This is a genomic window from Niallia sp. 01092 (genome assembly GCF_052318935.1).
Classification (GTDB): domain Bacteria; phylum Bacillota; class Bacilli; order Bacillales; family Cytobacillaceae; genus Niallia.
Map to the genome: position 1 here is coordinate 1 of NZ_JBQRKO010000027.1, position 25,491 is coordinate 25,491.

Here is a 25,491-nt window from a genome sequence, read left to right on the forward strand (position 1 = left end):
TGACATCCATTCGGAATCCATCTATTCCTTTATCAAGCCACCATTTCATCATCGTATATACTTCATTGCGAACATCTGGGTTTTCCCAATTTAAATCAGGCTGCTTTTTTGAGAAAAGGTGAAGAAAATACTCTCCTGAATTTTCATCATATTCCCAAGCAGATCCGCTGAAGAAAGACTGCCAATTATTCGGTTCTTTCCCATCTTTTCCAGGTCTCCAAATATAGTAGTCTCTTTTTGGATTTGTCTTAGATGAACGGGATTCAATAAACCAGTTATGTTCATCCGAGCTGTGGTTAACAACTAAATCCATGATTAGCTTCATCCCACGGTCATGGACATTTTGCAATAACATATCCCAGTCTTCCATCGTTCCGAATTCATCCATAATATCTTGATAATCACTAATATCATAGCCATTATCATCATTGGGAGATTTATAGACAGGAGACAGCCAAATAACGTCAATTCCCAATTCCTTTAGATAATCCAATTTAGAAATAATCCCTTGTAAATCACCGATTCCGTCCCCATTGCTATCCATGAAGCTTCTCGGATAGATTTGATAAACTACACTTTCTTTCCACCATTGCTTATTCATAGCTGCTTCCCTCTTTTCTAATACATTTACAAACTATCAATTAATTTTGCACAACTCTCCCTTTCAATAATTTTATGTGGCACTATTTTCGCTTCATTTACCATATTTTCTTTATCTTTTAATAAGTTTAATAACATTTGCACTGATTGCATGCCCATATCAAATATTGGCTGATGGACGGTCGTGATGGATGGTCGGTAAACTTCGGCAATAGGAACATCATCAAAACCTATAATAGATAAATCCTGTGGTATACGGAAGCCCATCTCTTCTGCTGCTCGAATGGCTCCAATCGCCACCATATCACTTACACAGCAAAGTGCAGTCGGTCTATCCTTCAAACTGAACAGCTTTTTTGCTCTTTCATACCCTGATTGAACGTCGTAGTCGCCTTCCCAAAACCAGTCCGGATTATATTCAATACCTGCATCTGATAATGCTTTCTTGTAGCCTTCATAGCGGATGATTCCTGAATCATAATAATTTAAATCTCCACTGAACATAGCAATTTCACGGTGTCCAAGCCCAATTAAATACTGCACCGCATCATAAAATGCTTGAAACTCATCTATATTAATAGAAGAAAATTTCTCCTCGTCCTGATCGTAATGACTTGCAAATACTACAGGAATAGAATTCACTTCAAAAAACTCCTTGTATTTTTGCTTTTTATTTGGAGAAGAACTTAAAATGATTACTCCATCAACATACTTTTCCTTCATAAGCTGTAAGTAATGCAATTCCGTTTCTAAATTCCCTTGTGTATCGCAAAGAAGCGTTGAGTAATTTGCTTTAAAACATTCATTATTTACCCCTCTTACAAAGTTTGAGAAAAAAGCGTTGGAAATATCGGGGATCAGTACACCGATTAATAAGCTTTCTTTCATTATCAAACTGCGTGCGACTGAATTAGGTTTAAACCCAAGCTCTTCAACTGTCTGTAATACTTTTTCACGTACTGCTGCACTTACCGGTTTACTACGATTTAATACACGAGACACGGTGGCAATTGACACATTAGCTTTTTGCGCCACATCTTTGATTGTAATAGTTATTCCCTTCATCCCCCAATCTCGTATACTATTAACATTTTTTTCTAATGCAATAGATGGAATATTTTAATATTTTATATTAAATGTACCAAAAATCGCTATTATTTAGGAAATGTTTTATTTAAAAAAATTATATTCTTGCATTTATTCCCATATATTATGGATATTTGTATAACCAATCGGTCCGGTTTTAACACTTATCCTTTATCTGCTCCAGCCGTAACCCCTTCGATTAAATATCGCTGCATAAATATAAACAATAACGTAACAGGCAAGGCGATCATGACACATCCAGCTGCAAATACAGTAAACTGACTCGCTACATTCTTCCCGATTAAATCAAACAGTCCGACTGCTAATGTCTTTTGCTCTGGTGAACGAAGAACAAGCTTCGCAAAAATGAAATCAGTAAAGGCACCATTAAAGGTCATTAACGATGTATAGACGATTAATGGTTTGGACAATGGCAAAATGATTTTGGAAAAAATCAACATATGTCCTGCTCCATCGATTCGTGCGGCCTCGATGATTCCATTTGGCAATGTATCAAAAAAGTTTTTCGCAAATAATACATTTATTAATGGTGCACCAGCAACATAAAAGATAATGATTGCTGTATGGGTATTAAGCAAATCCAATTGTGTAAGTAGGATATATACAGCGATCATACTCATATAACCTGGGAATAAACCTAAAATTAGTATGCTGCTGAATAAATGTTTCTTTCCTGTGAAACGAAATGTGGAGAATATATATCCACAAATAAGGGTAGAAATCGTTCCACAAACCATGCTGATAATCGCAATTTTCAATGTATTCATATACCACTCGGCAAATGGCATATTAGTAAATAGATGTTTATAATGCTCCAACGTAAATGTTTGTGGAATTAATGTTTCACTATATAAGGATGTACCAGGACGAAAGGAAGCCAAGATCACCCAAAATGCTGGATAGAGACAAATAATCGCAATGATGATTAAGGCAAGATAGCTTAAAGTCAAACGTATCCGTTTTTTTGTTTTCCCCATTAATGTGAATCCTCCTCTTTAAAAGCTTTTGTCCGACGAAGATTAAAGATGGCAAATATAGAAAGACCAATAAAGATGAATGTACCGATTACGGATGCAAAATTATATTGGCCAACATCCATGGATAAACTAAAGAGCCAAGTGATTAATATATCTGTGTGCCCAGCAAACATATAATCTGCATTTGTCGGCTTACCATTTGTCATTAAGTAAATAACATTGAAATTGTTAATATTAGCGACAAACTGCATAAGAAGAATTGGCGCCATAGTAATCATAACGGATGGATACGTAATTAAACGAAGCTTTTGAAAAGCAGTCGCACCATCTATATCGGCTGCTTCATACATATCCTTGGAAATCGTTGTAAGTATCCCTATAATCATAAGCATCGTAATAGGAAAACCTAACCAAAAATTCACTAAAAGGATCGTTACTTTTGCCCACATTGGATCAGACAGCCAAGGAATTGAAGAAAGTCCCATCAGCTTTAAGTATTGATTAATTGGACCAAACTGCCCGTTGAACATATTTCGTAAAATTAAAGCAGATACGAACATTGGGATAGAAAAAGGCAAAATAAACAGTGTACGCCACAATTTTTTATATTTAATTTCCTTTTGCTGCACAAGCAGAGCTACAGCAAATCCACCGATAAAACAAGTTAATGTTGCTAAAATAGCCCATGTAAACGTCCATAATGTTACTCCATAAAGGGTGGAGCTCCATGCTTTAATCTTAAAAATATTAAAAAATGTTTTAAAGCCATGCCAATCGATTAAATGAGCAGGAGGCATCGTTTCTCTTGTATAATTCGTAAATCCAATTAAGATCATGAATATAATCGGCAGTACGGTAAAAAAGAATATCCCCAACATTGGAATCGATAAGATAATCTGCGGAAATTTATATTCTGATATATATTTAATCGTCTGACGGAAATTATTGATTTTTACTCCGTGTTCTCTAAGACTGCCAATATGATATGCATCTTTAATATTCATTACATAAATGCATACGATAACAATCAGCATAAAAATAGTAATGAGCCCTTCCACCATCAAAAAGATGGAGTGGTCTCCTATCACATTTTGATAGATTTTGCCTACTTTTTTTAATTGCGTCGCCTGTTCCCCCAGCGTAGTCAAGCCCCAAAGTGCATGCGGAAGGCGAAAAATGATTGTATATAAGCTAAAAAGGTGAATGGCAAAAAGAAGAATTCCCTTTATATACTGCTTATTGTAAATTTGGCCTAATCCCATAGCAATGATCGATAAGATTACTGCTTTTTTTCGACGCGGAGAAACGTCAGCTTGTTCATAACCCTTAATGTTTTTCTCCTGAATCATTTTTTCTTGCATCTCCCTTCCATCACACAAAATTGTGACCATCCAGCAAACTTATGCCAGATGGTCCTTTTCTAAATGAACCCTTGTCTCTGTGATTACTTGCTGCCAGCTTCAATACTTTCTTTCATCTTGCTTTGTGCTTGGTCTAAGGTCTTTTTAATATCTGAACCATTCCAAATTCTCTCTAAAGCTGGCTCGACATTTACCCAATAATATTCCATTTCAGGAAGGTTTGGCATCGGTGTTGTATACTGTGATTGTTTAATAAATCCTTGCATTAATTTATTATCTTTAAATTCAGGCAAGTTGCTATCAACACCTTTAAATACTGGAATATTTCCTAATTCCTGTGCACTTTTTATTTGATTTTCTTTTGATGCCATAAAGTGGGCAAAAAGTTTAGATGCATTTGGATACTTCGTATATGCTGAAACATAAATGCCGCTGATTCCAGAGTATGCTAATGGTCGTTTGCCGCCTGGCATTTCTGGAAGAGGTACTACGTCCATATCAAATGATACATCTTTATAAGAAGCTGCATTAAATGTTCCATCAATATTTAATGCTACTTTTCCATCATGGAATAAGCTTGTTTTTACGTCACGTGTAATTTCTGTATTTTTAATTGGAAGAATTTGCTTAAGAGATTTAAAGAATTCCATCCCTTTCACTGAACCCTCGCTGTTAATTCCTAAATCATTTTTATCCGTTCCATTTTTTCCAAAAACATAACCGCCATATCCAGCCATAAAGGAATTCACATCATACAGACTGTTTGTTTCCATCATAAATCCATATTTATTATTCGGAATATCATTGTACTTTTTCGCAATATCCATTACTTCGTCCCAAGTATCAAGCTTCGCATCTCCTACAATATCTCTGTTTACATACATTGCATATGTGTACATATATTGTGGGTAGCCATATAAAATATTATTGTATGTTACAGCATCAATCGCTGATGGAATCGTATTTGCTTTTGTTTCTTCTTCAAAATAGTCATTCGGCAGAATAAGTCCAGATTTTGCTGCATCTCCTACACGGTCATGGCCGAATGCCAGTACATCTGCTCCTAATCCTGCAGGTCCATCTGTTTTTAATCGAGGTAGTGTTTCAGTATAAAACACATCTTCCAGCTCAACTTCTACTTTATATTGCTTTTCAAATTCAGCGATTGCATCTTCTGTGAACTTATTTTTTACAGTCCATAATTTTAGCTTTGCTCCTTCTTCTGGTACTAATTCACCAGAATCTCCTCCAGCATTTGCCTGCTCATCTGTTGATTTTTTTTCTGATTTTCCACTACACGCAGACAGCAGTAACATCATCATTGCAATAAATAAAATCAGCCCTTTTTTCATCTCTAAGTCCCCTCTGCTTTCTTATGAATTATATATATAAAGCACTAATGTATTTACATAAAGCACCTTGCGATTCTCTTAGTAGAGATTAACGCTAAAGTAAATACTCAATGCTACCTCGCTACTTCCATTTTCAAAAGGCTATTTTCGTATAGATTGTTGCTTTTAAACTCGCAGCCTGAATACACTTCGCTTTCCGTGGGCAAGCGCCGAGCCTCCTCGTCGCATACGCTTCTGTGGGGTCTCGTCTTTCTCGCATTCCCACAGGAGTCTACGTGTACTCAGGCTGCTAAGAAATGCTTTTCCAAATGTTTTATGTAAAAACAACAAACTTTGAGAAAACAGCCTTTCAAAAAGATATAATGAAGATTATCGTATTGCCAGCTCTGTCTCTTTATCAAAGAAATGAACTTTGTTTGTATCCATATATAAAGTCAATTGTTGTCCATTTGTGTATTGCTTATTCCCTTTTACCCTTGCTGTCATCTGAATACCATTAACTTGAACATACAAATACATTTCTGACCCCATATTTTCCAGAACTTCCAGCGCTGCTTGCAATGGAGCTAAATTATTTTCATTATTAGCATCATAAAAGTCTTCAGGTCTAATCCCAAGGATGACCTCTTTATTTACATATCCTTTTGTGCGAAGAGCTTTATCGTTATTTTTTGAAACCTTAAACTTTACTCCTGATGCTGTAAAATAAAGATTGCCATCTTCTTCTTTCATTTTTCCATCTATAAAATTCATGGCAGGAGACCCAATAAAGCCTGCAACATACTTATTAACTGGGTAGTTATAAATCTCCGTTGGCGTTGCTGCTTGTTGAATTTCCCCATTATACATAACGACAATTCGGTCTCCCATTGTCATTGCTTCTGTTTGATCATGTGTCACATAAACAAATGTTGTTTCCAAACGCTTATGCAATTTGCTTATTTCTGCCCGCATTTGTACACGGAGCTTGGCATCTAGATTTGATAAAGGCTCGTCCATTAAAAAGACTTGAGGATTCCGAACAATCGCTCGTCCTAACGCAACACGCTGTCTTTGCCCACCTGAAAGAGCTTTGGGCTTTCTTTTCAAGAGATGCTCCAAGTCTAAAATCTTCGCTGCTTCAATGACTTGCTTTTCAATCTCTTTCTTTGGAACTTTTCTCAGTTTTAAGCTAAATGCCATATTGTCAAACACAGTCATATGTGGATATAAAGCATAATTTTGAAATACCATTGCAATATCCCGGTCTTTTGGAGCAACATCATTCACCAGTTTATCGCCAATATAGAATTCACCTTCTGTTATGTCTTCCAATCCAGCAATCATTCGAAGCGTTGTAGACTTGCCACAACCAGAAGGACCGACAAGCACCAAAAACTCTTTATCCTTCACCTCTAAGTGAAAATCTTTGACTGTATAAGCGTCACTTTTATATTTTTTCTTTACATGCTCAAACCGCAAACCTGCCATTTCTTAAACCCCTTTCTTCCAATTCAACTACTTTAAGGTGCAAACCTAAATTTATTTGATGATTTTATTATTCTAAGGAAAAGGTTTTCCTAATCTGATAAAAACACTTAGGAAAACCTTTTCCTAATAAACTAAAAAACTTATCTTTTTTCAAAAACGGTGTCCTCTGCAAAATAATAGAATGATGGTTTTAATATTATCTTTCTTTTTACTTGGAAAAGGTTTTCCTAAAGTCTCTTAAAAAATGATAGGAAAAGGTTTTCCTAATCAGCAAAAATTCCCCATTCATTCTTACACTCGTATATGTATTCTCTCCTTTACCACTTTTATTTCGCCTTTGAAAACGATCATCTTTCGTTTTCTACCTAACTAACATGGTTATAGAAAAAACTAACATCATTGCTTTCCTAAAAACCCCTAAGCAAATTCTATCATCAGATGTTAAGAAAGATAACATCGATTAAGTTAATTCATATTATATAGTGGGAATTTTCTAAAAACAATAGAAAAATCAAAAAAATTAGTATTTTTTTATTATCCGAAATTTGGTATTCCAATGATTCTTCCATAGAAAAAGCTCTGGTCAGATGCTTCTTCCACGCAGAGAGAAAGCATCCAACCAGAGCTTGATTATTCTAGCAAAAATAGAAACTGCTTTTTTCAGCTGGTTTTATTACTTCCCCTCATAGTCCGGCAATTAAGGTTGCCGGGTAGAAACTTATGGGCCATATTCCCATGATTATATGAGGGCTATAAAATTGTTCGTTTATTCATCTATTGCTTTAAAACAATATCATCATACAAGCATTTATATTCATTGTCAATAATAAAATCGAATAATAAAACTCTATGTACATTTATTGTTCGTGATTTAACCTTAATTTTACCAATGTGGCAATATAGCTTCGCTGCCTTATTGGAAAAAGGCTAATATTTCCTGCCCCTCTCCAACAATTCACAGATGATATGCCCTAACCATTTACATCTTAAAATAACTGCGAAGTAAATAACTGATCCATCTGCAATCAGGATGATTTCGAATATTTTCTAACAGTCCTTTTACAATAGCAGGACTAAAAGTAGATTCAAGCATCTGCTGTTTCAACAGAATTAAGGATTCCTTTTCAATCGATTCTTCCATCTCTGCTATTTTATTCTCCATATTTTCAAGGATTTGTTCCTTCGTTGCTTCTTCATTTATCGGCTGCTTTATTTTTTGGTAAAGCTCTTCTGAGAAAAAAGAGACGGCAGCATGTTTTGCCAGTAAATTTGTTTTTTCCACAAGCGATCGTGACAATAAATCTAAATCAAATGGCGCATTGGAAAATAAAAACAAATGGGAGTAAATATTCATAAAGCCTTTAATAGCGTAGATCATATCATATTTTGTTTTTAAATCGCTTCCATATAAACGTTCAATCATAGAAAGAATCGTTTTCTCGATTAAGCTGTCATAATAATGCATTTTTAAGATAAATTCTTGATTAAACGAATTCTCTTTAATAAAAATTTTTGTGAAATCAGAATACTTATAAAAAATCGAAAAAACCGCATAGTAAAATTCAAATAAAAGCGCCTCTTTTTTTTCGTTCCTGACTACATAGTCAATATCGGCGGTTATCTGCATCATAAAATGATCAATCAATGCTAAAATCAATTCGTCCTTTGACTTGAATGATAAGTAAAAAGCACCTTTTGAAATATTGCATTGCTCTGTTATTTGCTGAACAGAGGTAGCTTCAAATCCTTGTTTTGCAAAAAGCTCCAGCGCTTTTTCCATAATTAATTGTTTTTTCATCATTTTATTTTTCCACTCCTAAGGTCATATTGTTGACAAATGACTATGTAGTCACTATTATGAATAAATGAGTTAGACAAGTCAATTAAAGGATGGTGTAGCAGTGAAAGGTATAACAAATTTTGTCTTGAAAAACAAACTGGCAGTATGGCTTTTGACCATTATCATTACTGTCTCTGGCATTTATTCAGGTACCCGTATGAATATGGAGACGATGCCTGATATTTCGATTCCTTACTTAATGGTAATGGACGTATATCCTGGCGCAACTCCTGAAAAAGTAATGGAAGATGTATCCATGCCTTTAGAGAAAGCAGTGGAAAACCTTGAAAATGTCAAAGCTGTCTATTCAAATTCTTATTCTAACATGGCAAACATTCAAGTGGAATACGAATATGGGATCGATATGGACGAAGCAAAACGTGAATTAAAATCTGCATTAGATGCAGTTAAATTGCCTGAAGGAGCACAAGAGCCGACTACTTCCGCAATCAGCATGAACATGATGCCAGTTGTTGCCTTAAGTGTAAGCAGCTCCAAAGAGGATATTGTTGACTTAACCTCAACAGTGGAGGATATTATCCTTCCAAAAATCGAAAAGATCGATGGTGTAGCCTCTGCTACTATTTCAGGCCAGCATGTGGAAGAAGTGGACCTGACTTATAATAAAGAAAAAATGGCTGCACTTGATTTAACAGAAGATAAAGTGAAGCAAATGATCCAAGCAAGTGACCAAGCAGTTTCATTAGGACTTTATGAATTTAAAGAAGGTGAACAAGCTGTAGCAGTAGACGGCAAGTTCATGACAGCTAATGAATTAAAAAATATGCTCATACCTGTAACTCCGTCAGAAAAAAATCCATCCCCTTTTGTGAAGCTCAGCGATATTGCTTCCATCAAAGTGGTTGGTAAAGTAGAATCGGTTTCTCGTACAAATGGTAAAGATGCCATTGCGATTCAAATTGTCAAAGGTCAACAAGCAAACACTGTTGACGTTGTAAATAAGGTAAAAAAACTAGTTAAAGATGAAAAAGCAAATATCGATGGCATTGACATCGATGTAACAGTTGACCAGGGCAAACCAATTGAAGACTCTATTTCAACGATGATTGAAAAAGCGGTATTTGGTGGTTTAATTGCTGTATTAATCATTCTGCTATTCCTGCGTGATTTTAAATCAACGATCATTTCCATTATCTCTATTCCAGTGTCAATTTTTATGGCGTTGCTTTTATTAAACTGGATGGATATTACGCTGAATATTATGACGCTTGGTGCAATTACCGTTGCCATCGGCCGTGTCATCGATGACTCCATCGTCGTAGTAGAAAATATTTATCGTCGTCTTCATTTAAAAGAAGAGAAATTAACAGGACGGGCTCTTGTTCGTGAAGCGACAATTGAAATGTTTAAACCAATCTTGTCATCAACATTAGTAACGGTTGCCGTATTCGCTCCACTTATGTTCGTTGGTGGCATGGTCGGCGAGATGTTTACGCCGTTCGCATTAACGATGACATTTGCACTTGGCGCTTCGTTAATTGTAGCGATTACGATTGTACCTGCTTTATCTCACTTTTTATTTAAGAAAAAGCTATACAGTGAAAAGACAGAAAGCCGCCACAAAGAAACAGGCAAATTATCTATATGGTACAAAGGGGTTCTTGCAAAAGCGCTTAACCATAAAATCATTACTTCTATCATTGCCGTTGTTTTATTAGTAGGAAGTTTAGCCTTGACTCCATTAATCGGCTTTAGCTTTATGGGCAGTGAAGAAGAAAAAGTCATGTACTTAACCTACACCCCGGAAGCAGGCGAGCTAAAAGAAGACACGTTAAAAAATGTTCAAGCAGTAGAAGAGAAAATGCTGCAGCGTAATGATATTGATATCGTTCAATTATCTGTAAATGATGAAGCCGATCAAATGTCCGCAATGATGGGCGGCGGCGCTGGCGGTGCATTAATGTACCTAATATTTGATCCTGATATGGATAATTTCTCTAAAGTTCGTGATGATATTGTAGAATACGTGACCAATCTTAATCAATCTGGTGAATGGAAGAGCCAAAACTTCGCTTCTACGTCAGGATCTACAAATGAAGTCAGCTATTCTTTCTACAGTGAAAATTTAGACAACCTTAATAAAACGGTTAAAATGGCAGAAGAGATTTTACAAAAAAATGACGGCTTAAAAGACGTTACCTCAAGTGCAGAAGATGCATATGTAGAGTATACATTCAAAGTAGCACAAGATGAATTGCTGCAATATGGGTTGACAGCAGGCCAAATTGCTATGATGCTGAGCCCAACAAAAACAAAAGATGTTTTAACAACGGTTGAAAAAGATGGAAACTCTTTAGATGTAATCGTACAGCAAGACGAAGCTGCACAGCCAAAATCAATCGATGATCTTTTAAAAACAAAAGTACCGACAGCACAAGGTACAACAATGCCGCTGTCTGAGCTTGTAACAGTAAAAAAAGGGACAACATTAAATACACTTGCACGCAGCAAAGGCGAATACTTCGCATCAGTTTCTGGAACAATCATTGGTGATGATATTTCGAAAACAACAGCTGAAGTAAAAAAAGAAATAGATAACTTAGATCTTCCTAAAGGTGTTACACAAGACGTTGGTGGTGTATCTGCCGATATGGCGGAAACATTTACACAGCTTGGAGCAGCAATGCTTGCAGCAATCGCAATCGTGTACTTTATCCTAGTTGTGACATTCCGTGAAGGTGTTGCACCATTTGCGATCCTATTCTCGCTTCCTTTTGCGGTAATTGGTTCATTTGTTGGTTTATTAATCGGCGGAGAAACCATTTCAGTTTCTGTAATGATGGGGCTGTTAATGTTAATCGGTATCGTTGTAACAAATGCCATTGTCCTCGTGGACCGTATTATTCATATGGAACGTGATGGCATGACGATGCGTGATGCGGTGCTTGAAGCTGGAGCAACACGCCTGCGTCCAATTCTTATGACTGCCATTGCCACAATCGGTGCCTTAATTCCATTAGCACTCGGATCAGGCGGCGGCGGTTTAATCTCAAAGGGTCTTGGGATTACAGTAATCGGCGGTTTAACAAGCTCGACTTTATTAACGTTAATTGTTGTACCAATCGTTTACGAAGTATTATCTAAGATTTTTAAGAAAAACCGTAAAGTAGTAGAAGAAAACTAGAAAAGCGGAGGTGCCTTGGTCAGCCCCGAAGAAGAATGTTCTCTTAACTCAAAAAGTGCTCTTTCCTTTTAGAGTCAAGAGGTTATCTTTCATAAGGGCTGGCCGCTTGCGCTAGACAGTTAACTAACTTAAAACTTACAAATTCTATAGCAAAAACAGCCCTGCAAGATGAAATACTTCTTGCAGGGCTGTTTTTGCTATAGCGCCTAGTAAATAGGCACCTAAAACATATTCCTTTTTATTTTTGAAAGATGTCAGATAAAGAAGTGGAAATTTGATGTCTTTCGTTGAAATGAAGATTTTTTTCTATTTCTATTAAATGTTCAATCATTAATTTTTCAGCAAGGTCTTCATCCTGCTCCTTAATTGCATGGAAGAGATGGAGATGATGGAGGCAAGTGTCTTTTTCTGCTTGTCCTCTTCCATATATGGAAATAATGACATGAGTTAAGGAAATTAAGTCTTCTAAGTATTGATAAAAATAAGAATTTCCTGCCATTTCAGCTATTTTCAAATGGAAATCTCCCGACAATTGGATCGAATCAATATAGTCTATATGCTCATACATAGTTCGTTCCTCTTCCACCATCTTCTCGAGTTCATTCAGCTGCTCGTCTGTATATAAACGGCATGCTTTTCGAACCGCCTGCGCTTCTAGTACTCGTCTCATTTCAAAAACTTCTTTTGCTTCTTCAATAGATGATGATGTAACAAATGCCCCTTTGTTTTCAATTATTTTTACTAATCGTTCATAGGACAATCTTCGAAGAACGTTGCGGACCGGGGTTCGACTTACTCCAAATGACTCTGCTAGTTCTTTTTCAACCAACTGCATATTTGGCCGAAGCTTTTGAAGGATGATCGCCTGTTTTATTTTTTCGTAAATTTCTACTTCTTTTGAGTTCATCCGGATGTTCCTTCCATCTTTTATCACACCATATAAAAATTCATGATGGTGGTTTTTATATAAATATTAGAATGCATACAACTTTTATATGTAATAATTTACAACATCATTATCTAATTTCCAATCATTTTGGTGATTTTTTTATTTATTATATCACTGATATCATTCAAAGGAGAGAAATCTCATGTTGACTTCCATAAAAAAAAGAATGCCCACATCAATGGACATCCCCTCTTATATTACTACTAACCTATTTTTCTACTTGCAACATCATTATTTTCAAAAATCGTACCTTTTTTAAACTTCGAATCTTTAAATGCAAATTTCATTAGAAGAAGGTAAGCAATTCCTGCTACGACAACGCCGATTATCCACGCTAGTTCTACTACGATAAAGGCTGCAGCTGCACCGATAAGCATCGCTAGTATTGCGGCTGGATTATATCCGGCAAACGGACCGTCTTCTTTGTACAAATCTGCTACATTTACTTTTTGTTTTCTTAACAGGTAATATTCGATTAATAAAATCGAAACAATTGGACCTAAAAATGCTGAATATATTAAGACGAACATACTAAGTCCCTTTGCAGAAGAGTCTTGTACAAGCAACCATGGAAATGATACTAGTCCAAGCAGTCCAGTTACAGTTACAGCTGGTTTGTATTTTAGTTTAGTAATCAATGTGATGACATAAGTTGGCGGAATAATATTGGCAACCATGTTTACAGCAACTGCACCCATTACAATAAATGCTGATACAAAGAATGTAATATAAGAGTTGTCTACTATGATTGCAAATGCTTTTACAGGATTGGAAATACCTGTTGCAGAAGCAAGCATTGCACCAATTGCTAGAACAAATCCATATGCGATTAAGATAGGGAAGAAGTATAAAGCACCGCGTTTTTTGTCGCTAAGACCAGATTTCAGTTCTCGTGAATAATCTGCTGCGCTTAAAAAGATTCCTGCATAATTCCCCAAAAACACCATAATGAATGCAAAGAACGGCAAGCCCCATGATCCTTTTGCATGAACCCATTTTTCTACAATAACTTCGCTGTGGGATTTTAAAAGAACGCCAAATACATACACCAGTGCTAGCATAATTACAATAGACGCAAGGGATTCTACCCATTTAATAGCATGGAAACCGTACAGTGAAAGTACAATTTGAATCACTTGAAGCACGACAAAACAAATAGCAACACTATCAAAGGCACCGCCTGTTACGATTTTAGCAATTTCATTTAATGCCGTTCCACCAATCCAGCTTTGAAAACCATACCAAATGATAGCTGGAATTCCCCGTAAAAGTGAGGAAATGACGGAACCTTTCAGCCCGAAAGACATTCTAAGCTGCACAACATAAGGTATTCCTGTTTTGTATCCAAGTCTGTCGTTTAAAGCAAAAAATCCGGAAATGATGCCAATTGCGATGATAGCTGCAAGAAATGTTTGATAAATGTTCAGCGTTGCTACTCCCGCTGCAATCAAACTAGCTCCAAGCGTCATATTTCCTAAATTAATGCCGTCTCCGATCCACATAAACATATACGATAGCGATCCTACCGTCCGAACCTTTTCAGATTTCGGCAATAGCGATTCATCAACATTTGTACCATGTTGAATATTCGTCTCCTTTGTCACATTACTTCCTAAATTTGCAGCCATAATCCCCACTCCTTTTTTATGTTTAAAGTAATTATTTATGTTCCTGTTGCCCCTACTCTTACACTTACTTCTTTTATAAAAATAAGTACCTGACGGATTGAATATCTGTAATTAAATTCTAAATATTCAGTTATTGTAGGATTCATGATGGTATACAATTTTTATAAGTTTGCATTTCTATATGAATACTAGATTGTATACAACATTTATATGTTATAATTTACAACATCATTTTCTAAATTTCAACAATTTTTTGATAATTTCTTTGTTTTTTTACATCAAGATGGTAGATTTTATTACATCTATTGCATAACTCTGGATTTTTCTGTTTTTTCGTTGTATAGCATCACTCTAATACGTCTAACGAAGCATTTGTAAGTTTGAACATCGCAGCCTATTACTCTATAGAAAAATGGTTACCCTTCTTAGATTTTCTGTTGATCATAAAGTTAGATCGAGTAATTTACTCAATATGTTTTCTGTCTTTTTTCGATCATTAATCTAAACAATATTTGTTACAAACATGTGAACATAACTTTATATAAAAACGCTTTATTTGTTCAATTCACAAATTAGACACATATTTGTGATGTTTTTCACAATTTATCCACTATAATAAAAGTATCAAAAGCAGATGGATTACAGAAACAACGAAATAGAGCTTTTGATTAAATATCTAATCAGATGAACTTAGCTTATTCTAATAAATTAATTTTAATAATAAAGGAGAGAGATACGATGAAAAAACAAAATATTAACCGTGTAGTATTAATTGGTACTGGAGCAGTTGGATGCAGTTATGCTTATTCTTTCATTAACCAAGGAGTAGCAGAAGAATTGGTTTTAATTGATGTAAATGAAAAAAGAGCAGAAGGCGAAGCAATGGATCTTAACCACGGCATGCCATTCGCTCCAAAACCAGTAAAAGTTTGGAATGGTAAATATGAAGATTGCGGACTTGCTGACTTAGTTGTAATCACTGCAGGTTTGCCGCAAAAACCAGGTGAAACTCGTTTAGATTTAGTTGCTAAAAATACTGCCATTTTTAAAGACATTGTGAAAAGTGTTATGGACAGCGGATTTGATGGCATTTTCTTAATCGCAACAAACCCAGTTGATATTTTAACGTATGTGACATGGAAAGAATCTGGCTTACCGAAAGAAAGAGTAATCGGTTCTGGAACAACTTTAGACAGTGCTAGATTCCGGTATATGCTTGGCGAATACTTTAATGTGGATACTAGAAACGTACATGCCGCTATTATTGGCGAACATGGCGACACAGAATTGCCAGTGTGGAGCAAAACAACTATTGGCTTAGAAAGTGTAGAGTCTTTAGTAAGCAGAAATCCACAATACAATTTTGAAGATTTAGATGAAATCTTTGTAAATGTTCGTGATGCTGCATACCATATTATTGAAAGAAAAGGTGCAACCTATTATGGCATTGGTATGTCTCTAGTTCGCATTACAAAAGCAATCTTAAATAATGAAAATGCTATTTTACCTGTATCTGCTTACCTTGATGGACAATATGGTCATAATGATGTGTATATCGGTGTTCCAGCTGTTATCAACCGTGATGGTATTCGTGAAGTAGTTGAGCTTCATTTAAATAAAGAAGAACAAACACAATTTGAGCATTCTGTTAAAGTGTTGAAAGAAACAATGTCTCCTGTACTTTTTGTACAAAATTAAGAAACTTGGCAGTCGATAAATAATATAGTACGAAAACAAACCGGCATGTTGGCATGCCGGTTTTGTTTATTCTATATTCAACTGAATCTTACTCAAATATCGTACCTTTTTTGAATTTTGAACCTTTAAATGCATATTTCATTAGAAGAAGGTAGGCAATTCCTGCTACGACAACGCCGATTATCCATGCTAGTTCTACTACTACAAAGGCAGCAGCTGCACCGACCAGCATCGCTAGTATTGCCGCTGGATTATATCCAGCAAATGGACCGTCTTCTTTGTATAAGTCTGCAACATTTACTTTTTGTTTTCTTAATATATAATACTCGATTAATAAAATCGAAACAATCGGACCTAAGAATGCAGAATAAATTAAAATGAACATACCAAGTCCCTTTGCAGAAGAGTCTTGTACAAGCACCCATGGGAAGGATACTAATCCAAGCAGTCCAGTTACAGTTACAGCTGGTTTGTATTTTAGTTTAGTAATCAATGTGATGACATAAGTCGGCGGAATAATATTGGCAACCATGTTTACAGCAACTGCACCCATCACAATAAATGCTGATACAAAGAATGTAATATAAGAGTTGTCTACTACGATTGCAAATGCTTTTACAGGATTGGAAATGCCTGTTGCAGAAGCAAGCATTGCACCAATTGCTAAAACAAATCCATATGCGATTAATATAGGGAAAAAGTATAAAGCACCGCGTTTTTTGTCGCTAAGACCAGATTTCAACTCTCTTGAATAATCTGCTGCGCTTAAAAAGATTCCTGCATAATTTCCCATAAACACCATGATGAATGCAAAGAACGGCAAGCCCCATGAGCCTTTTGCATGAACCCATTTTTCCACAATAACTTCGCTGTGGGATTTTAAAAGAACACCAAATACATAAACAAGTGCTAGCATAATAACGATTGATGCAAGTGATTCTACCCATTTAATGGCATGGAATCCGTATAACGAAAGCACAATTTGAATCACTTGAAATACAACAAAGCAAATAACAACATTATCGAAAGAGCCGCCTGTAATAATCTTAGCAATTTCATTTAAGGCAGTACCACCAATCCAGCTTTGAAAACCATACCATATTATAGCGGGAATACCACGTAAAAGGGAAGAAATAACAGAACCTTTTATCCCGAAAGACATTCTAAGCTGCACAACATATGGTATACCTGTTTTATATCCAAGTCTGTCGTTTAAGGCAAAAAATGTAGAAATAATAGCAATTGCGATAATAGCTGCAAGAAATGTCTGATAGATGTTCAGCGTTGCTACTCCCGCTGCAATCAAACTAGCTCCAAGCGTCATATTTCCTAAATTAATACCGTCGCCAATCCACATAAACATATACGATAGCGATCCTACCGTTCTTTCCTTTTGTGATTTCGGCTGTAGCGATTCATCCACACTTGCAGCATGTTCAACCTGAGTGTCTTCTGCAACATAATTTTGTAAATTTGTAGACATTGTACTCAACTCCTTATTATTTTAAACATAATGGTTTATGTTACAAGGCCTCTTTATCATTAGTCTGACTTTGTCCCAAGCATTCGGATTCAGTCTACTAATGTAAAGTCCCCGTATATCCAATCAATTATTACTTTTTGTTAAATTCGGAATATTAAGTCTATATTTTCCAGAACATAGCTTACTGTAAAAATATTGTTATTTCGCCAATAATTTCGGTATTTAAAAAACTTAAAACTCTTTTAACTTAGGGGAAATTCGAATCAGCATTAATTTACAGCCAAATCGAATTCCCCAGGTAATGCTTTATCTTTTACTACCTATAGAAATAAGGATTTATTCAGCTTTTTTATTGTAGGTTACGAGTTGTCCCACTGGCTCACCTACAATGCCTTCATTCACATCAAAAACAAGATTTCCGCGGACAAATGTTTTCGTAACGCGGCAATTAATTTTTCTGCCGATGTACGGGCTGTGTTGATGGCGATAATATAGATCCTCTTTTTTTACAACATACGACTGGTTTGGATCTACTAAAATAATATCTGCATCCTTTGCGACCGCAATTTCCCCCTTATTTGGCATATGAAATCGCTGCGCAGGGTTGTAGCTAATCATGCGGACAAAATCAGTTACAGGAAAATTTCTCTTAAGAATCGCTTCATCAAACATCAAGTCGACGTTGTTTTGGCAGCCTGTAATTCCACCCCAAACTTCAAAAATATTATTTGTTTCACTATATTTCATTTCCGGTGGACATGGCGAATGATCCGATGTCAACATATCAATTTTGCCTTCGATTAATTTCTTCCACAGCTTTTCTTGGGCTGCTTCATCACGCAATGGAGGAGAACATTTGGCAACTGGACCAATCTCCTCAAATTGAGCAGTTGTAATCGTGAAATAATGAGGGCAAGATTCAACCGTGACATCTAATCCATTATTTCTTGCTTTTGTAATTTCCTCGACTGCTTCCTCTGAACTGATATGAACAAAATGCAGTTTACAGCCAGTTTCTTCCGCGAAAAATAATGCTCGTTTAACGGCTTCCACTTCTGTAAATACCGGGCGTGTCGCGACATAATCTGTTGCGGTTATTTTACCTTTTTTCACCATTTCCTCTGCCATCCGATCCGTAATCAATGCATTTTCAGCATGGATGGACAACATATGACCAAGTTCAGCTAATTTCTTCATTCCGGTATATAATGTATAATCATCAACATTTGTAAAGTCTTCTGGAATATCAGAACCGCATGTTGACATGAAACATTTATAAGCAACTACCCCTTCATCGGAAAGTTCTTCTAATTGTTCTAAATTACTAGGAACAAGTCCGCCGTATAAGGCATAGTCAACATAGTTTTTTCCTTTTGCTGCATCTAGCTTTAATTGAAGTGATTTGCGGTCAACTGTTGCTGGCAATGCGTTTAATGGCATGTCAACATAGCTTGTCGTACCTCCAGCAGCCAACGCTTTTGTTCCAGTCACAAACCCTTCCCATACCGTCCGGCCTGGTTCACAAATATGGACATGGGTGTCAATCATGCCAGGCATAACATATTGCCCTTTTGCATCCACTATTTTGTCAGCCTCACCATCAATTGTTTCCGCAATTGCAGAGATTTTTCCGTTTTTTACGGCAATGTCTACATTTTTCACTTCGTCCCTGAAGACTACTTGTCCACCTTTAATAATCAGATCATATTCCACGCAAATTTCCTCCTACTGTATATCATGTTTAGCTACAACTTTGGTATACCAACTATTTTTCCATTATTGGAACGGTAATTGTTTCATTCTATTATCTGAAAACTTCTGACAAATTAGCGGGAATCTGAAGTTTCTCATTGAAATAAAGGTAATCTTCTATTCTATTATTTGTTCAATCGCTAAATTTCCCGCTAAATCCTCATTGTTTTTCTTTTTTCCGGAAAATTTTTATATAGAATACATAATTGTATACAATTATTTCCGAGCTGTACTTTTTATTGAATACTAGATTGCATACAATTTCTTATACGTTATAATTTACAACACATTTTTTAAATTTTCAATTACTTTCCGAAAAAATGTTTTATTTTTTGACATATATGTGGCACGTTTTCTTACACACCTAATATATTCTGTATTTTCTTTTGTTCTTTTAGCGTGACAGTTCTTTTAAATAGTAATTATTTGACATTGAAATCGCTTTCTTTTATACTGTAAACAGGTTGGATGGCATAAGTGGTCATCATGGTATTCAGCGTAGGATGGAGCTGGTACTAAAATTGCTGCAAGTTAATACTTCTTAGAAAAGATAAAAAAGACAATCCATGCAGGTTGTCTTTTTATCTTTCTTAAGAAAAATATACATTTATGTTGAATTAAAAAATTTCAAATAAGTTATTAGAAAGAACAACCTTTTATTAAACTAAGAAAATAATTGATGGCAAGGGATCGTTCTTTATCTCTTTTACGCATACAAAGATAAACAGGGCGTTTTATTTTAATACCTTTAACCTTAACTCTACCTACTTCTTTTCGTTCTATATGTTCTTTTACAGCAAGTGAAGGTGCTAGCATTATACCGTACCCAGAGATAATAGCGCGAATGGATTCATTTAAACCATGAAATTGCAGCCCTATATGTGGGGCTGGAACCCCATGAATCTTGCATAAAGAAAAAAGGATATCTCTTGTGGAACTTCCTTCTTCCCTTAATAAAAATGGTTCCTTGATCAAATCAGATAATAATACCTCTTTCCCATCATATTTATGACCTCTAGGGACAATAAACCAATAATCTATGTCTATTATTTGATATAGGTTTAAATCTGTATTTCTCCACTCTTCTTTTACTACAATAGCGATGTCGGTTTTATAGTGAATTAATTTTTTCATTACTTGATTTGAATTCCCACTATATAATTCTACATTTACTAAAGGGTATTCTTTTTTAAACTTTGCCAGCCATGAAGGCAGTAAAAAATTAGCTGGTAAATAAGTTGAAGCTATTCGTAGTTTTTCAAATTCTCCTTTTTTTAAATGTTCTAATTTATTTTCAATCTCTTTTTCCATATCAAATAAACTCTCTGCTTGTTTAAATAAAAAGTCACCTGCATCGGTTAACTTTATCCCTCTTCCATCTGTTTCAATCAACTTTAAATCAATTTCATTTTCTAATTTTCGTATTTGAATAGTCACAGCAGGCTGGCTAATTAAAAGAGCCTCTGCGGCTTTAGTAACACTCTTTAGGGAGGCTACAGTGGTAAATATACGTAAGGAGTGAAGGTTCATTTATACAAACTCCTATCATTAGTTTTATTTATGAATATATTTAAAACATATATTAGATTTATCAATTTTTATTATATACCCTATAGATAAAAATTGGTAAAGGAGATAAATCAATGAAAGCCTCTATCATTAAAAAGAAAGTCAAAAAGAACAAAAAACAGAAAATATATATAATCTTCTTTCTTACCGTTATGTTATCAATAGGAGCTGGAACAGGAGTTTATGTAGTAAAAGCAGAAAATTCCCATCATTTTATTTTAGTTTCTATTGGGCTAGGAGCCTCACTTTTAGGAACATTAGCAGGAGGAGCGGGTTTGATTACAGTACCAAGCATGATGTTGGCTGGTATTCCAATTCAAACAAGTATTGCTACGAACAAATTTTCTTCTGGCATAGCTGCATTTTCAAGTGTATTTTATCTTATCCGTCATAAACAGCTTACTATAAAATCTATCATCAACAATTTATTAATAGCATTTTTGGGAGGTATTGGTGGGGCTTTATTAACATCACATATTCATGAAGAAACAATGAATATTACTGCCCTCATTTTACTTTGTTTTGCATTGATTGTTACGATTAAAAATAAGAAAAGGAAAGAAAATATACATGTTCCCAAAAAACATTCGAGTAACAAGATAAAGCTATATATTCCTTTTTTTGTCGCCGCTTATGACGGAGGGTTTGGTCCAGGTTCTTCTACATTTAGTATTTTGTATTATATGAAAAACAATCATAACTATATGAAAGCTGTCCAAATGACGAGGGTTCTAATCTTAGGAAGTTGTGCAGGAGGATTTATTATTTTTTATCAAAGTGGATTTATTCATTGGTCCTATTCGATTGCTATGGCTATCGGTTCTATTATTGGCTCTCAAATAGGTCTTATACTTTTACCTAAGGTGCATAAAAAAATTGCAAACACTTTATTGCTTACGATTATCTGCCTTTTAATCGTACAAATGATTTACAAATTATTTTGTCATTAACTAACTGTTAAAAAACACTAGAAAAATCTTTTTATAGCCTTCAATAACGATACAATTTACACGTAAATTATTTTTAAATTATTCATTAAAAAATAACTTGGGGCTTCCGAGAAATCCCTAAAAAGTAAAAACAGCTAAAGAAAAACGATCCATTTTCTTTAGCTGTTTTTTCGTTTGCAGTTTTTTCATTAAAGTAACGAGTGGGGTACCTGTTACCTATTAGAGTGTGTCCTAATGCTACAAACCCTTTGTTTTTCTATCTATTTCCTGGAGCTGGCTGATCCACCCCTTTTATACGATGTCGATGTCCATCATCTTCTGTTGTGTAGAAATCATAATAGTGGACATGCATTCCATTTCCTACAGGAATCGCTGGTCCAGAATAAGCCTTATAATAATGGTTATGCCCATCTTCAAATACAACATACCCCTCCGTTAAATGGATATGGTTGTTATCCTCAGTCTGTATAGGAGGCGAAGTAACATCTAAACATTGATGAACGTGACCATCCACAACCGAAGTGTAATCAACTGAACCATGATTATGGTGCGGTACAAATCCTTTTACAAAATCATTTTTTCTTATTGTAGCCATATAATCACCCCTATAAAGTTATCCAGTAATTTATGGGAGACGAACATCTTATTCCCCTAATTCATAACGAAGCTGCAGATGATTTTGCCTATTCTCCCTTAAAAAATCTCTTTATTACCAATGATATTTATAGGAAAATGAGAATATGTATTATTTCAAAAAAATTTTCCAAGATTTATGTGCTATAAAAAATTGCTTAAAAATAATAAATCCTAAAGGGTAGTAACTGTGTTTACTGACTACTTTGATTTATCGATACAGTCACCTACTACTTTATATATTATTCTATATTCTCATTAAAAATAGATGTGTAAGCATATAGAGCAGGCGCCCCACCGGAATGAATAAATACGATATTATCTTCTTTTTTAAAAGTACCTTTTCGAATCAAATCAATAAGCCCTGCCATTGCTTTCCCCGTATATACAGGATCTAGTAAAATACCTTCCGTACTTGCTGTCAGCCGAACGGCCTCCATCATTTCTTTTGTTGGGATGGCATATCCATCGCCTACATACTCATCAAAGCATTGGATATCTTTACGAGATAAATTATCAATATGTAAGTGATTTCCTATTTCAGAAAGCAAATTATATACTTTATTCTCTTGTTCTTCTTTATCGCGACTTACATTCATTCCAATAACCGGAACATTACTATTTAAACCTTGAAATCCTGCTACTAATCCAGCATGCATTCCTCCACTCCCACTTGTGCATACTACATAGTCCATTTGTATTTGCTGTTCAAATGCTTGAGCAAGAAGCTCCTGAGCACAAGCTGCATATCCAGTTGCTCCAATTGGATTTGAACCTCCAACTGGAATTAAATAAGGGGTATGTCCTTTTTCAACAAGCTCTTTTTCCACCTTTTTCATCTCTTGCATGAGATCTGTGCCTTCAGGAACAAATTTCATGTCTGCAGCACCAAGAAGATGATATAGAAAATAATTTCCTGTTGGCATATCACTCGCTTTATTCTCCCCTTCTTCAAGTACAAGCACACATTTCATTTTTTCTTTTACAGCAGCAGCTAGAGTTAAGCGACAATGGTTCGATTGAACAGCTCCACAAGTAACTAGAACATCTGCACCATGCATTTGAGCATCTGCTATTAAGTACTCTAGTTTTCTAGTTTTATTTCCTCCGGCAGTTAGACCTAGTAAATCATCACGTTTCATATAAATAGTTGGTCCCCCAAGTACTTCTGACAGTGACTCCAATTTTTCCAAAGGTGTATAAGAGTTTGTATATTTTTTGCGTGGTAAGTGGGATAAATTCATTTACTTTATTCGCTCCTTATTCATCCTATATTTTCATTCCAACTATTTTGAAAAATAGTAAATTAGAATCCTAAAAGGTTTCCTATTCATTTAGAAATTACATTAATACTTATCAATCGTTGCTCCAAGAACAGAAGCACGAATGAAATCTAATTTTTGAAATCGTTGGAGTTCCTTTTTAGTACCAGTTACTACTGCTCCATTGTATTTTAATTCTTTGCTATTTGATTTTGTAGCCTCTTTAATTCCTTTAAGAGCCTCTCTAACCTCACCTTTGTGCTGATTTGTTTCGTCTAGTTCATATAATTTATTAATAAAAATCTGATTTATCTCCTCAGAGTAAGGAGTTTCAGACTGAACATCTATTCCAAAGGCTCCTCCTCCGCCTTTTGTTTTTAAACTATCATGATCCAATTCCTTTTCCATTCTTTCCATTTGAGCTGAAGTTGTTGTATCAGCCCATAGCCAATTAACATTTTTATATCCAAGTCGGCTGCCTAATTCATCTATGGTCATTGGTTCTTTAAATGATAATGCAATCTCGATTATTACATGTTCATGTAATGAATCTACGATATCTATTTCGTCTGGTAAAAAATCGTACGATAATTTAGGATAATAAAAATCTATTTTGCGTTCATTATTAAAGTCATTATAACGAACTTCCCGTTTATCCTTATCATTTAGTGCATACATTTCCATCATTCCGCTTCCTCTTTCAATCAGTTTTTTTCTGCCAAATAAAGGTATTTCCTCTGTTTTTTTATCCCAAAGTATGGAGCGGTCACCCATATTTTTACGGTATGTTGTCTCTGCAGTTACACTAAATATATCATGGTTATACCATGTATTTCCGTAAGAAATATTAGCTCCATGAATACTGTCATAAAGAGATTCATTATTGTCCAGTTTTTTATTTAGAATATACTGGCTGCCATTAAAGACAATAAACAATAAGATAATCGTGGTAATAGATGCAATAAGTATGTATTTAATCATTTGTTTTCTTTTTGCCTTTTTTATAGCCACCTGTAATGATGGTTTGCTTAAAAAATCAATTTCTTTCTCTGTTTTGGAATTTTTATCATCCATGACTTTCCTCCTTATATACTTTTGCCAATTGTTTTCTCGCCCTATATAAATTCGTTTTTACTGAGCCAATACTCATATTTAATAATGCTGAAATGGAATCATAAGATAAACCAGAATAATACTTTAATAACAAGAGCTCTTGATATTTTGGTTTTAATTTAAAAATTGCCTGTTTAAGTCCCATGTTCCGTTCCTTATCAAGAAATATGGTTTCAGGAAGCTTATTGAAATCGATTTTTACTGTTTCCATGTTTTCATTTAGATCATACCTTTGTTGTTTTCGATATTGGTCATAGTGAGAATTTAAGGCAACACGGAATAGCCAACTGCGTACCTTGGACGTTTTTATTGAATCATAATGCTGTAGATATTTAACCGCTGCATCTTGAACAGCATCTTCTGCATCTGTCTGAGATATACCTATTTTACATAAGTATCGATATACGATATTAAGCTCTGAATTTAGTTGATTATTTTTATTTATGTCATCCATCTTCATCCTCCTGCTTACTAGACGTTTATCAAAAAGAAAAGTTTACATTCGAATACCATAAACATCGAAAAAATTTTTTATACTTACTCTAATAAAAAGAACGTTCCTGTATCGTACAGAAACGCACCTGTTCATTGAAAAGATTCAT

General features: G+C 35.1%; 19 protein-coding genes and 1 riboswitch. Of the genes, 3 read left to right on the plus strand and 16 right to left on the minus strand.

Features of this window, described 5'->3' with window-relative positions:
- From ACTXGU_RS19525 to ACTXGU_RS19555, 7 genes are all read right to left on the minus strand, one after another.
- The coding region (locus tag ACTXGU_RS19525) for an alpha-amylase family glycosyl hydrolase (protein ID WP_443483199.1) at positions 1–601 on the minus strand (601 nt) is incomplete at its 3' end.
- A 26-nt stretch (positions 602–627) separates the two neighbouring features.
- On the minus strand, positions 628–1,665 hold the full coding sequence (locus tag ACTXGU_RS19530; protein ID WP_443483200.1) for a LacI family DNA-binding transcriptional regulator: 1,038 nt from the start codon (positions 1,663–1,665) through the stop codon (positions 628–630).
- Between the two features lie 185 nt (positions 1,666–1,850).
- Entirely contained in the window at positions 1,851–2,684 is an 834-nt protein-coding gene (locus ACTXGU_RS19535; RefSeq protein WP_443483201.1) for a sugar ABC transporter permease, read from the minus strand.
- Positions 2,684–4,045 carry an ABC transporter permease subunit gene (locus ACTXGU_RS19540; RefSeq protein ID WP_443483202.1) on the minus strand — a complete coding sequence of 454 codons (1,362 nt, stop codon included), beginning with the start codon at positions 4,043–4,045 and terminating at the stop codon, positions 2,684–2,686. The genes ACTXGU_RS19535 and ACTXGU_RS19540 overlap by 1 nt, the downstream gene beginning before the upstream one ends.
- 83 nt (positions 4,046–4,128) lie before the next feature.
- A complete protein-coding gene (locus ACTXGU_RS19545; RefSeq protein ID WP_443483203.1) occupies positions 4,129–5,397 on the minus strand; it encodes a sugar ABC transporter substrate-binding protein in 1,269 nt (422 codons plus the stop codon).
- 369 nt (positions 5,398–5,766) lie between these two features.
- The gene (locus tag ACTXGU_RS19550; RefSeq protein WP_443483204.1) at positions 5,767–6,867 is read right to left on the minus strand and encodes an ABC transporter ATP-binding protein; all 1,101 of its coding nucleotides are present in this window, start codon (positions 6,865–6,867) and stop codon (positions 5,767–5,769) included.
- 666 nt (positions 6,868–7,533) lie between these two features.
- Positions 7,534–7,634: riboswitch (purine riboswitch) on the minus strand.
- Between the two features lie 212 nt (positions 7,635–7,846).
- Positions 7,847–8,668 carry a TetR/AcrR family transcriptional regulator gene (locus ACTXGU_RS19555; RefSeq protein WP_443483205.1) on the minus strand — a complete coding sequence of 274 codons (822 nt, stop codon included), beginning with the start codon at positions 8,666–8,668 and terminating at the stop codon, positions 7,847–7,849.
- A gap of 100 nt (positions 8,669–8,768) precedes the next feature.
- Between ACTXGU_RS19555 and ACTXGU_RS19560 the strand changes: the two genes are divergently transcribed.
- The gene (locus tag ACTXGU_RS19560; RefSeq protein ID WP_443483206.1) at positions 8,769–11,852 is read left to right on the plus strand and encodes an efflux RND transporter permease subunit; all 3,084 of its coding nucleotides are present in this window, start codon (positions 8,769–8,771) and stop codon (positions 11,850–11,852) included.
- A 238-nt stretch (positions 11,853–12,090) separates the two neighbouring features.
- Here ACTXGU_RS19560 and ACTXGU_RS19565 read toward each other — a convergent pair whose 3' ends face one another.
- Together ACTXGU_RS19565 and ACTXGU_RS19570 are read right to left on the minus strand one after the other, a co-directional pair.
- Complete coding sequence (locus ACTXGU_RS19565; protein WP_443483207.1) at positions 12,091–12,759, minus strand: GntR family transcriptional regulator; 669 nt, start codon at positions 12,757–12,759, stop codon at positions 12,091–12,093.
- Positions 12,760–13,004: 245 nt separating this feature from the next.
- Positions 13,005–14,429 (minus strand): NCS1 family transporter, encoded by a 1,425-nt coding sequence (locus tag ACTXGU_RS19570; RefSeq protein ID WP_443483208.1) that lies wholly within the window; start codon positions 14,427–14,429, stop codon positions 13,005–13,007.
- A gap of 738 nt (positions 14,430–15,167) precedes the next feature.
- On the opposite strand from ACTXGU_RS19570, the gene ACTXGU_RS19575 reads away from it, so the two are divergent.
- Positions 15,168–16,127, plus strand: coding sequence for an L-lactate dehydrogenase (locus ACTXGU_RS19575; RefSeq protein ID WP_443483209.1), 960 nt, complete (start codon positions 15,168–15,170; stop codon positions 16,125–16,127).
- 88 nt (positions 16,128–16,215) lie between these two features.
- On the opposite strand, the gene ACTXGU_RS19580 is transcribed toward ACTXGU_RS19575, so the two are convergent.
- From ACTXGU_RS19580 to ACTXGU_RS19590, 3 genes are all read right to left on the minus strand, one after another.
- Positions 16,216–17,610 (minus strand): NCS1 family transporter, encoded by a 1,395-nt coding sequence (locus ACTXGU_RS19580; RefSeq protein ID WP_443483210.1) that lies wholly within the window; start codon positions 17,608–17,610, stop codon positions 16,216–16,218.
- A 336-nt stretch (positions 17,611–17,946) separates the two neighbouring features.
- Entirely contained in the window at positions 17,947–19,323 is a 1,377-nt protein-coding gene (gene allB, locus ACTXGU_RS19585) for an allantoinase AllB (RefSeq protein WP_443483211.1), read from the minus strand.
- A gap of 678 nt (positions 19,324–20,001) precedes the next feature.
- Positions 20,002–20,892: a LysR family transcriptional regulator gene (locus ACTXGU_RS19590; RefSeq protein ID WP_443483212.1), complete on the minus strand. Its 891-nt coding sequence runs from the start codon at positions 20,890–20,892 to the stop codon at positions 20,002–20,004.
- 113 nt (positions 20,893–21,005) lie between these two features.
- Here ACTXGU_RS19590 and ACTXGU_RS19595 point away from each other — a divergent pair, with 113 nt between their 5' ends.
- Positions 21,006–21,881 (plus strand): sulfite exporter TauE/SafE family protein, encoded by an 876-nt coding sequence (locus ACTXGU_RS19595; protein WP_443483213.1) that lies wholly within the window; start codon positions 21,006–21,008, stop codon positions 21,879–21,881.
- Positions 21,882–22,137: 256 nt separating this feature from the next.
- On the opposite strand, the gene ACTXGU_RS19600 is transcribed toward ACTXGU_RS19595, so the two are convergent.
- From ACTXGU_RS19600 to ACTXGU_RS19615, 4 genes are all read right to left on the minus strand, one after another.
- The gene (locus ACTXGU_RS19600) at positions 22,138–22,476 is read right to left on the minus strand and encodes a YmaF family protein (protein WP_443483214.1); all 339 of its coding nucleotides are present in this window, start codon (positions 22,474–22,476) and stop codon (positions 22,138–22,140) included.
- Positions 22,477–22,756: 280 nt separating this feature from the next.
- Positions 22,757–23,758, minus strand: coding sequence for a D-cysteine desulfhydrase (locus ACTXGU_RS19605; RefSeq protein WP_443483215.1), 1,002 nt, complete (start codon positions 23,756–23,758; stop codon positions 22,757–22,759).
- Between the two features lie 102 nt (positions 23,759–23,860).
- Positions 23,861–24,850: an anti sigma factor C-terminal domain-containing protein gene (locus tag ACTXGU_RS19610; RefSeq protein ID WP_443483216.1), complete on the minus strand. Its 990-nt coding sequence runs from the start codon at positions 24,848–24,850 to the stop codon at positions 23,861–23,863.
- Entirely contained in the window at positions 24,843–25,343 is a 501-nt protein-coding gene (locus ACTXGU_RS19615) for an RNA polymerase sigma factor (protein WP_443483217.1), read from the minus strand. Before ACTXGU_RS19615 ends, ACTXGU_RS19610 begins: the two co-directional genes overlap by 8 nt.
- Between the last annotated feature and the right edge of the window lie 148 nt (positions 25,344–25,491).

What these genes read in the sequence shown, in the direction of transcription:
- ACTXGU_RS19530 (WP_443483200.1), bottom strand. Translation starts at nt 1,665, where the DNA reads ATGAAGGGAATAACTATTACAATCAAAGATGTGGCGCAAAAAGCTAAT.
- ACTXGU_RS19535 (WP_443483201.1), bottom strand. Translation starts at nt 2,684, where the DNA reads ATGGGGAAAACAAAAAAACGGATACGTTTGACTTTAAGCTATCTTGCC.
- ACTXGU_RS19540 (WP_443483202.1), bottom strand. Translation starts at nt 4,045, where the DNA reads ATGCAAGAAAAAATGATTCAGGAGAAAAACATTAAGGGTTATGAACAA.
- ACTXGU_RS19545 (WP_443483203.1), bottom strand. Translation starts at nt 5,397, where the DNA reads ATGAAAAAAGGGCTGATTTTATTTATTGCAATGATGATGTTACTGCTG.
- ACTXGU_RS19550 (WP_443483204.1), bottom strand. Translation starts at nt 6,867, where the DNA reads ATGGCAGGTTTGCGGTTTGAGCATGTAAAGAAAAAATATAAAAGTGAC.
- ACTXGU_RS19555 (WP_443483205.1), bottom strand. Translation starts at nt 8,668, where the DNA reads ATGATGAAAAAACAATTAATTATGGAAAAAGCGCTGGAGCTTTTTGCA.
- ACTXGU_RS19565 (WP_443483207.1), bottom strand. Translation starts at nt 12,759, where the DNA reads ATGAACTCAAAAGAAGTAGAAATTTACGAAAAAATAAAACAGGCGATC.
- ACTXGU_RS19570 (WP_443483208.1), bottom strand. Translation starts at nt 14,429, where the DNA reads ATGGCTGCAAATTTAGGAAGTAATGTGACAAAGGAGACGAATATTCAA.
- ACTXGU_RS19575 (WP_443483209.1), top strand. Translation starts at nt 15,168, where the DNA reads ATGAAAAAACAAAATATTAACCGTGTAGTATTAATTGGTACTGGAGCA.
- ACTXGU_RS19580 (WP_443483210.1), bottom strand. Translation starts at nt 17,610, where the DNA reads ATGTCTACAAATTTACAAAATTATGTTGCAGAAGACACTCAGGTTGAA.
- ACTXGU_RS19590 (WP_443483212.1), bottom strand. Translation starts at nt 20,892, where the DNA reads ATGAACCTTCACTCCTTACGTATATTTACCACTGTAGCCTCCCTAAAG.
- ACTXGU_RS19595 (WP_443483213.1), top strand. Translation starts at nt 21,006, where the DNA reads ATGAAAGCCTCTATCATTAAAAAGAAAGTCAAAAAGAACAAAAAACAG.
- ACTXGU_RS19600 (WP_443483214.1), bottom strand. Translation starts at nt 22,476, where the DNA reads ATGGCTACAATAAGAAAAAATGATTTTGTAAAAGGATTTGTACCGCAC.
- ACTXGU_RS19605 (WP_443483215.1), bottom strand. Translation starts at nt 23,758, where the DNA reads ATGAATTTATCCCACTTACCACGCAAAAAATATACAAACTCTTATACA.
- ACTXGU_RS19610 (WP_443483216.1), bottom strand. Translation starts at nt 24,850, where the DNA reads ATGGATGATAAAAATTCCAAAACAGAGAAAGAAATTGATTTTTTAAGC.
- ACTXGU_RS19615 (WP_443483217.1), bottom strand. Translation starts at nt 25,343, where the DNA reads ATGGATGACATAAATAAAAATAATCAACTAAATTCAGAGCTTAATATC.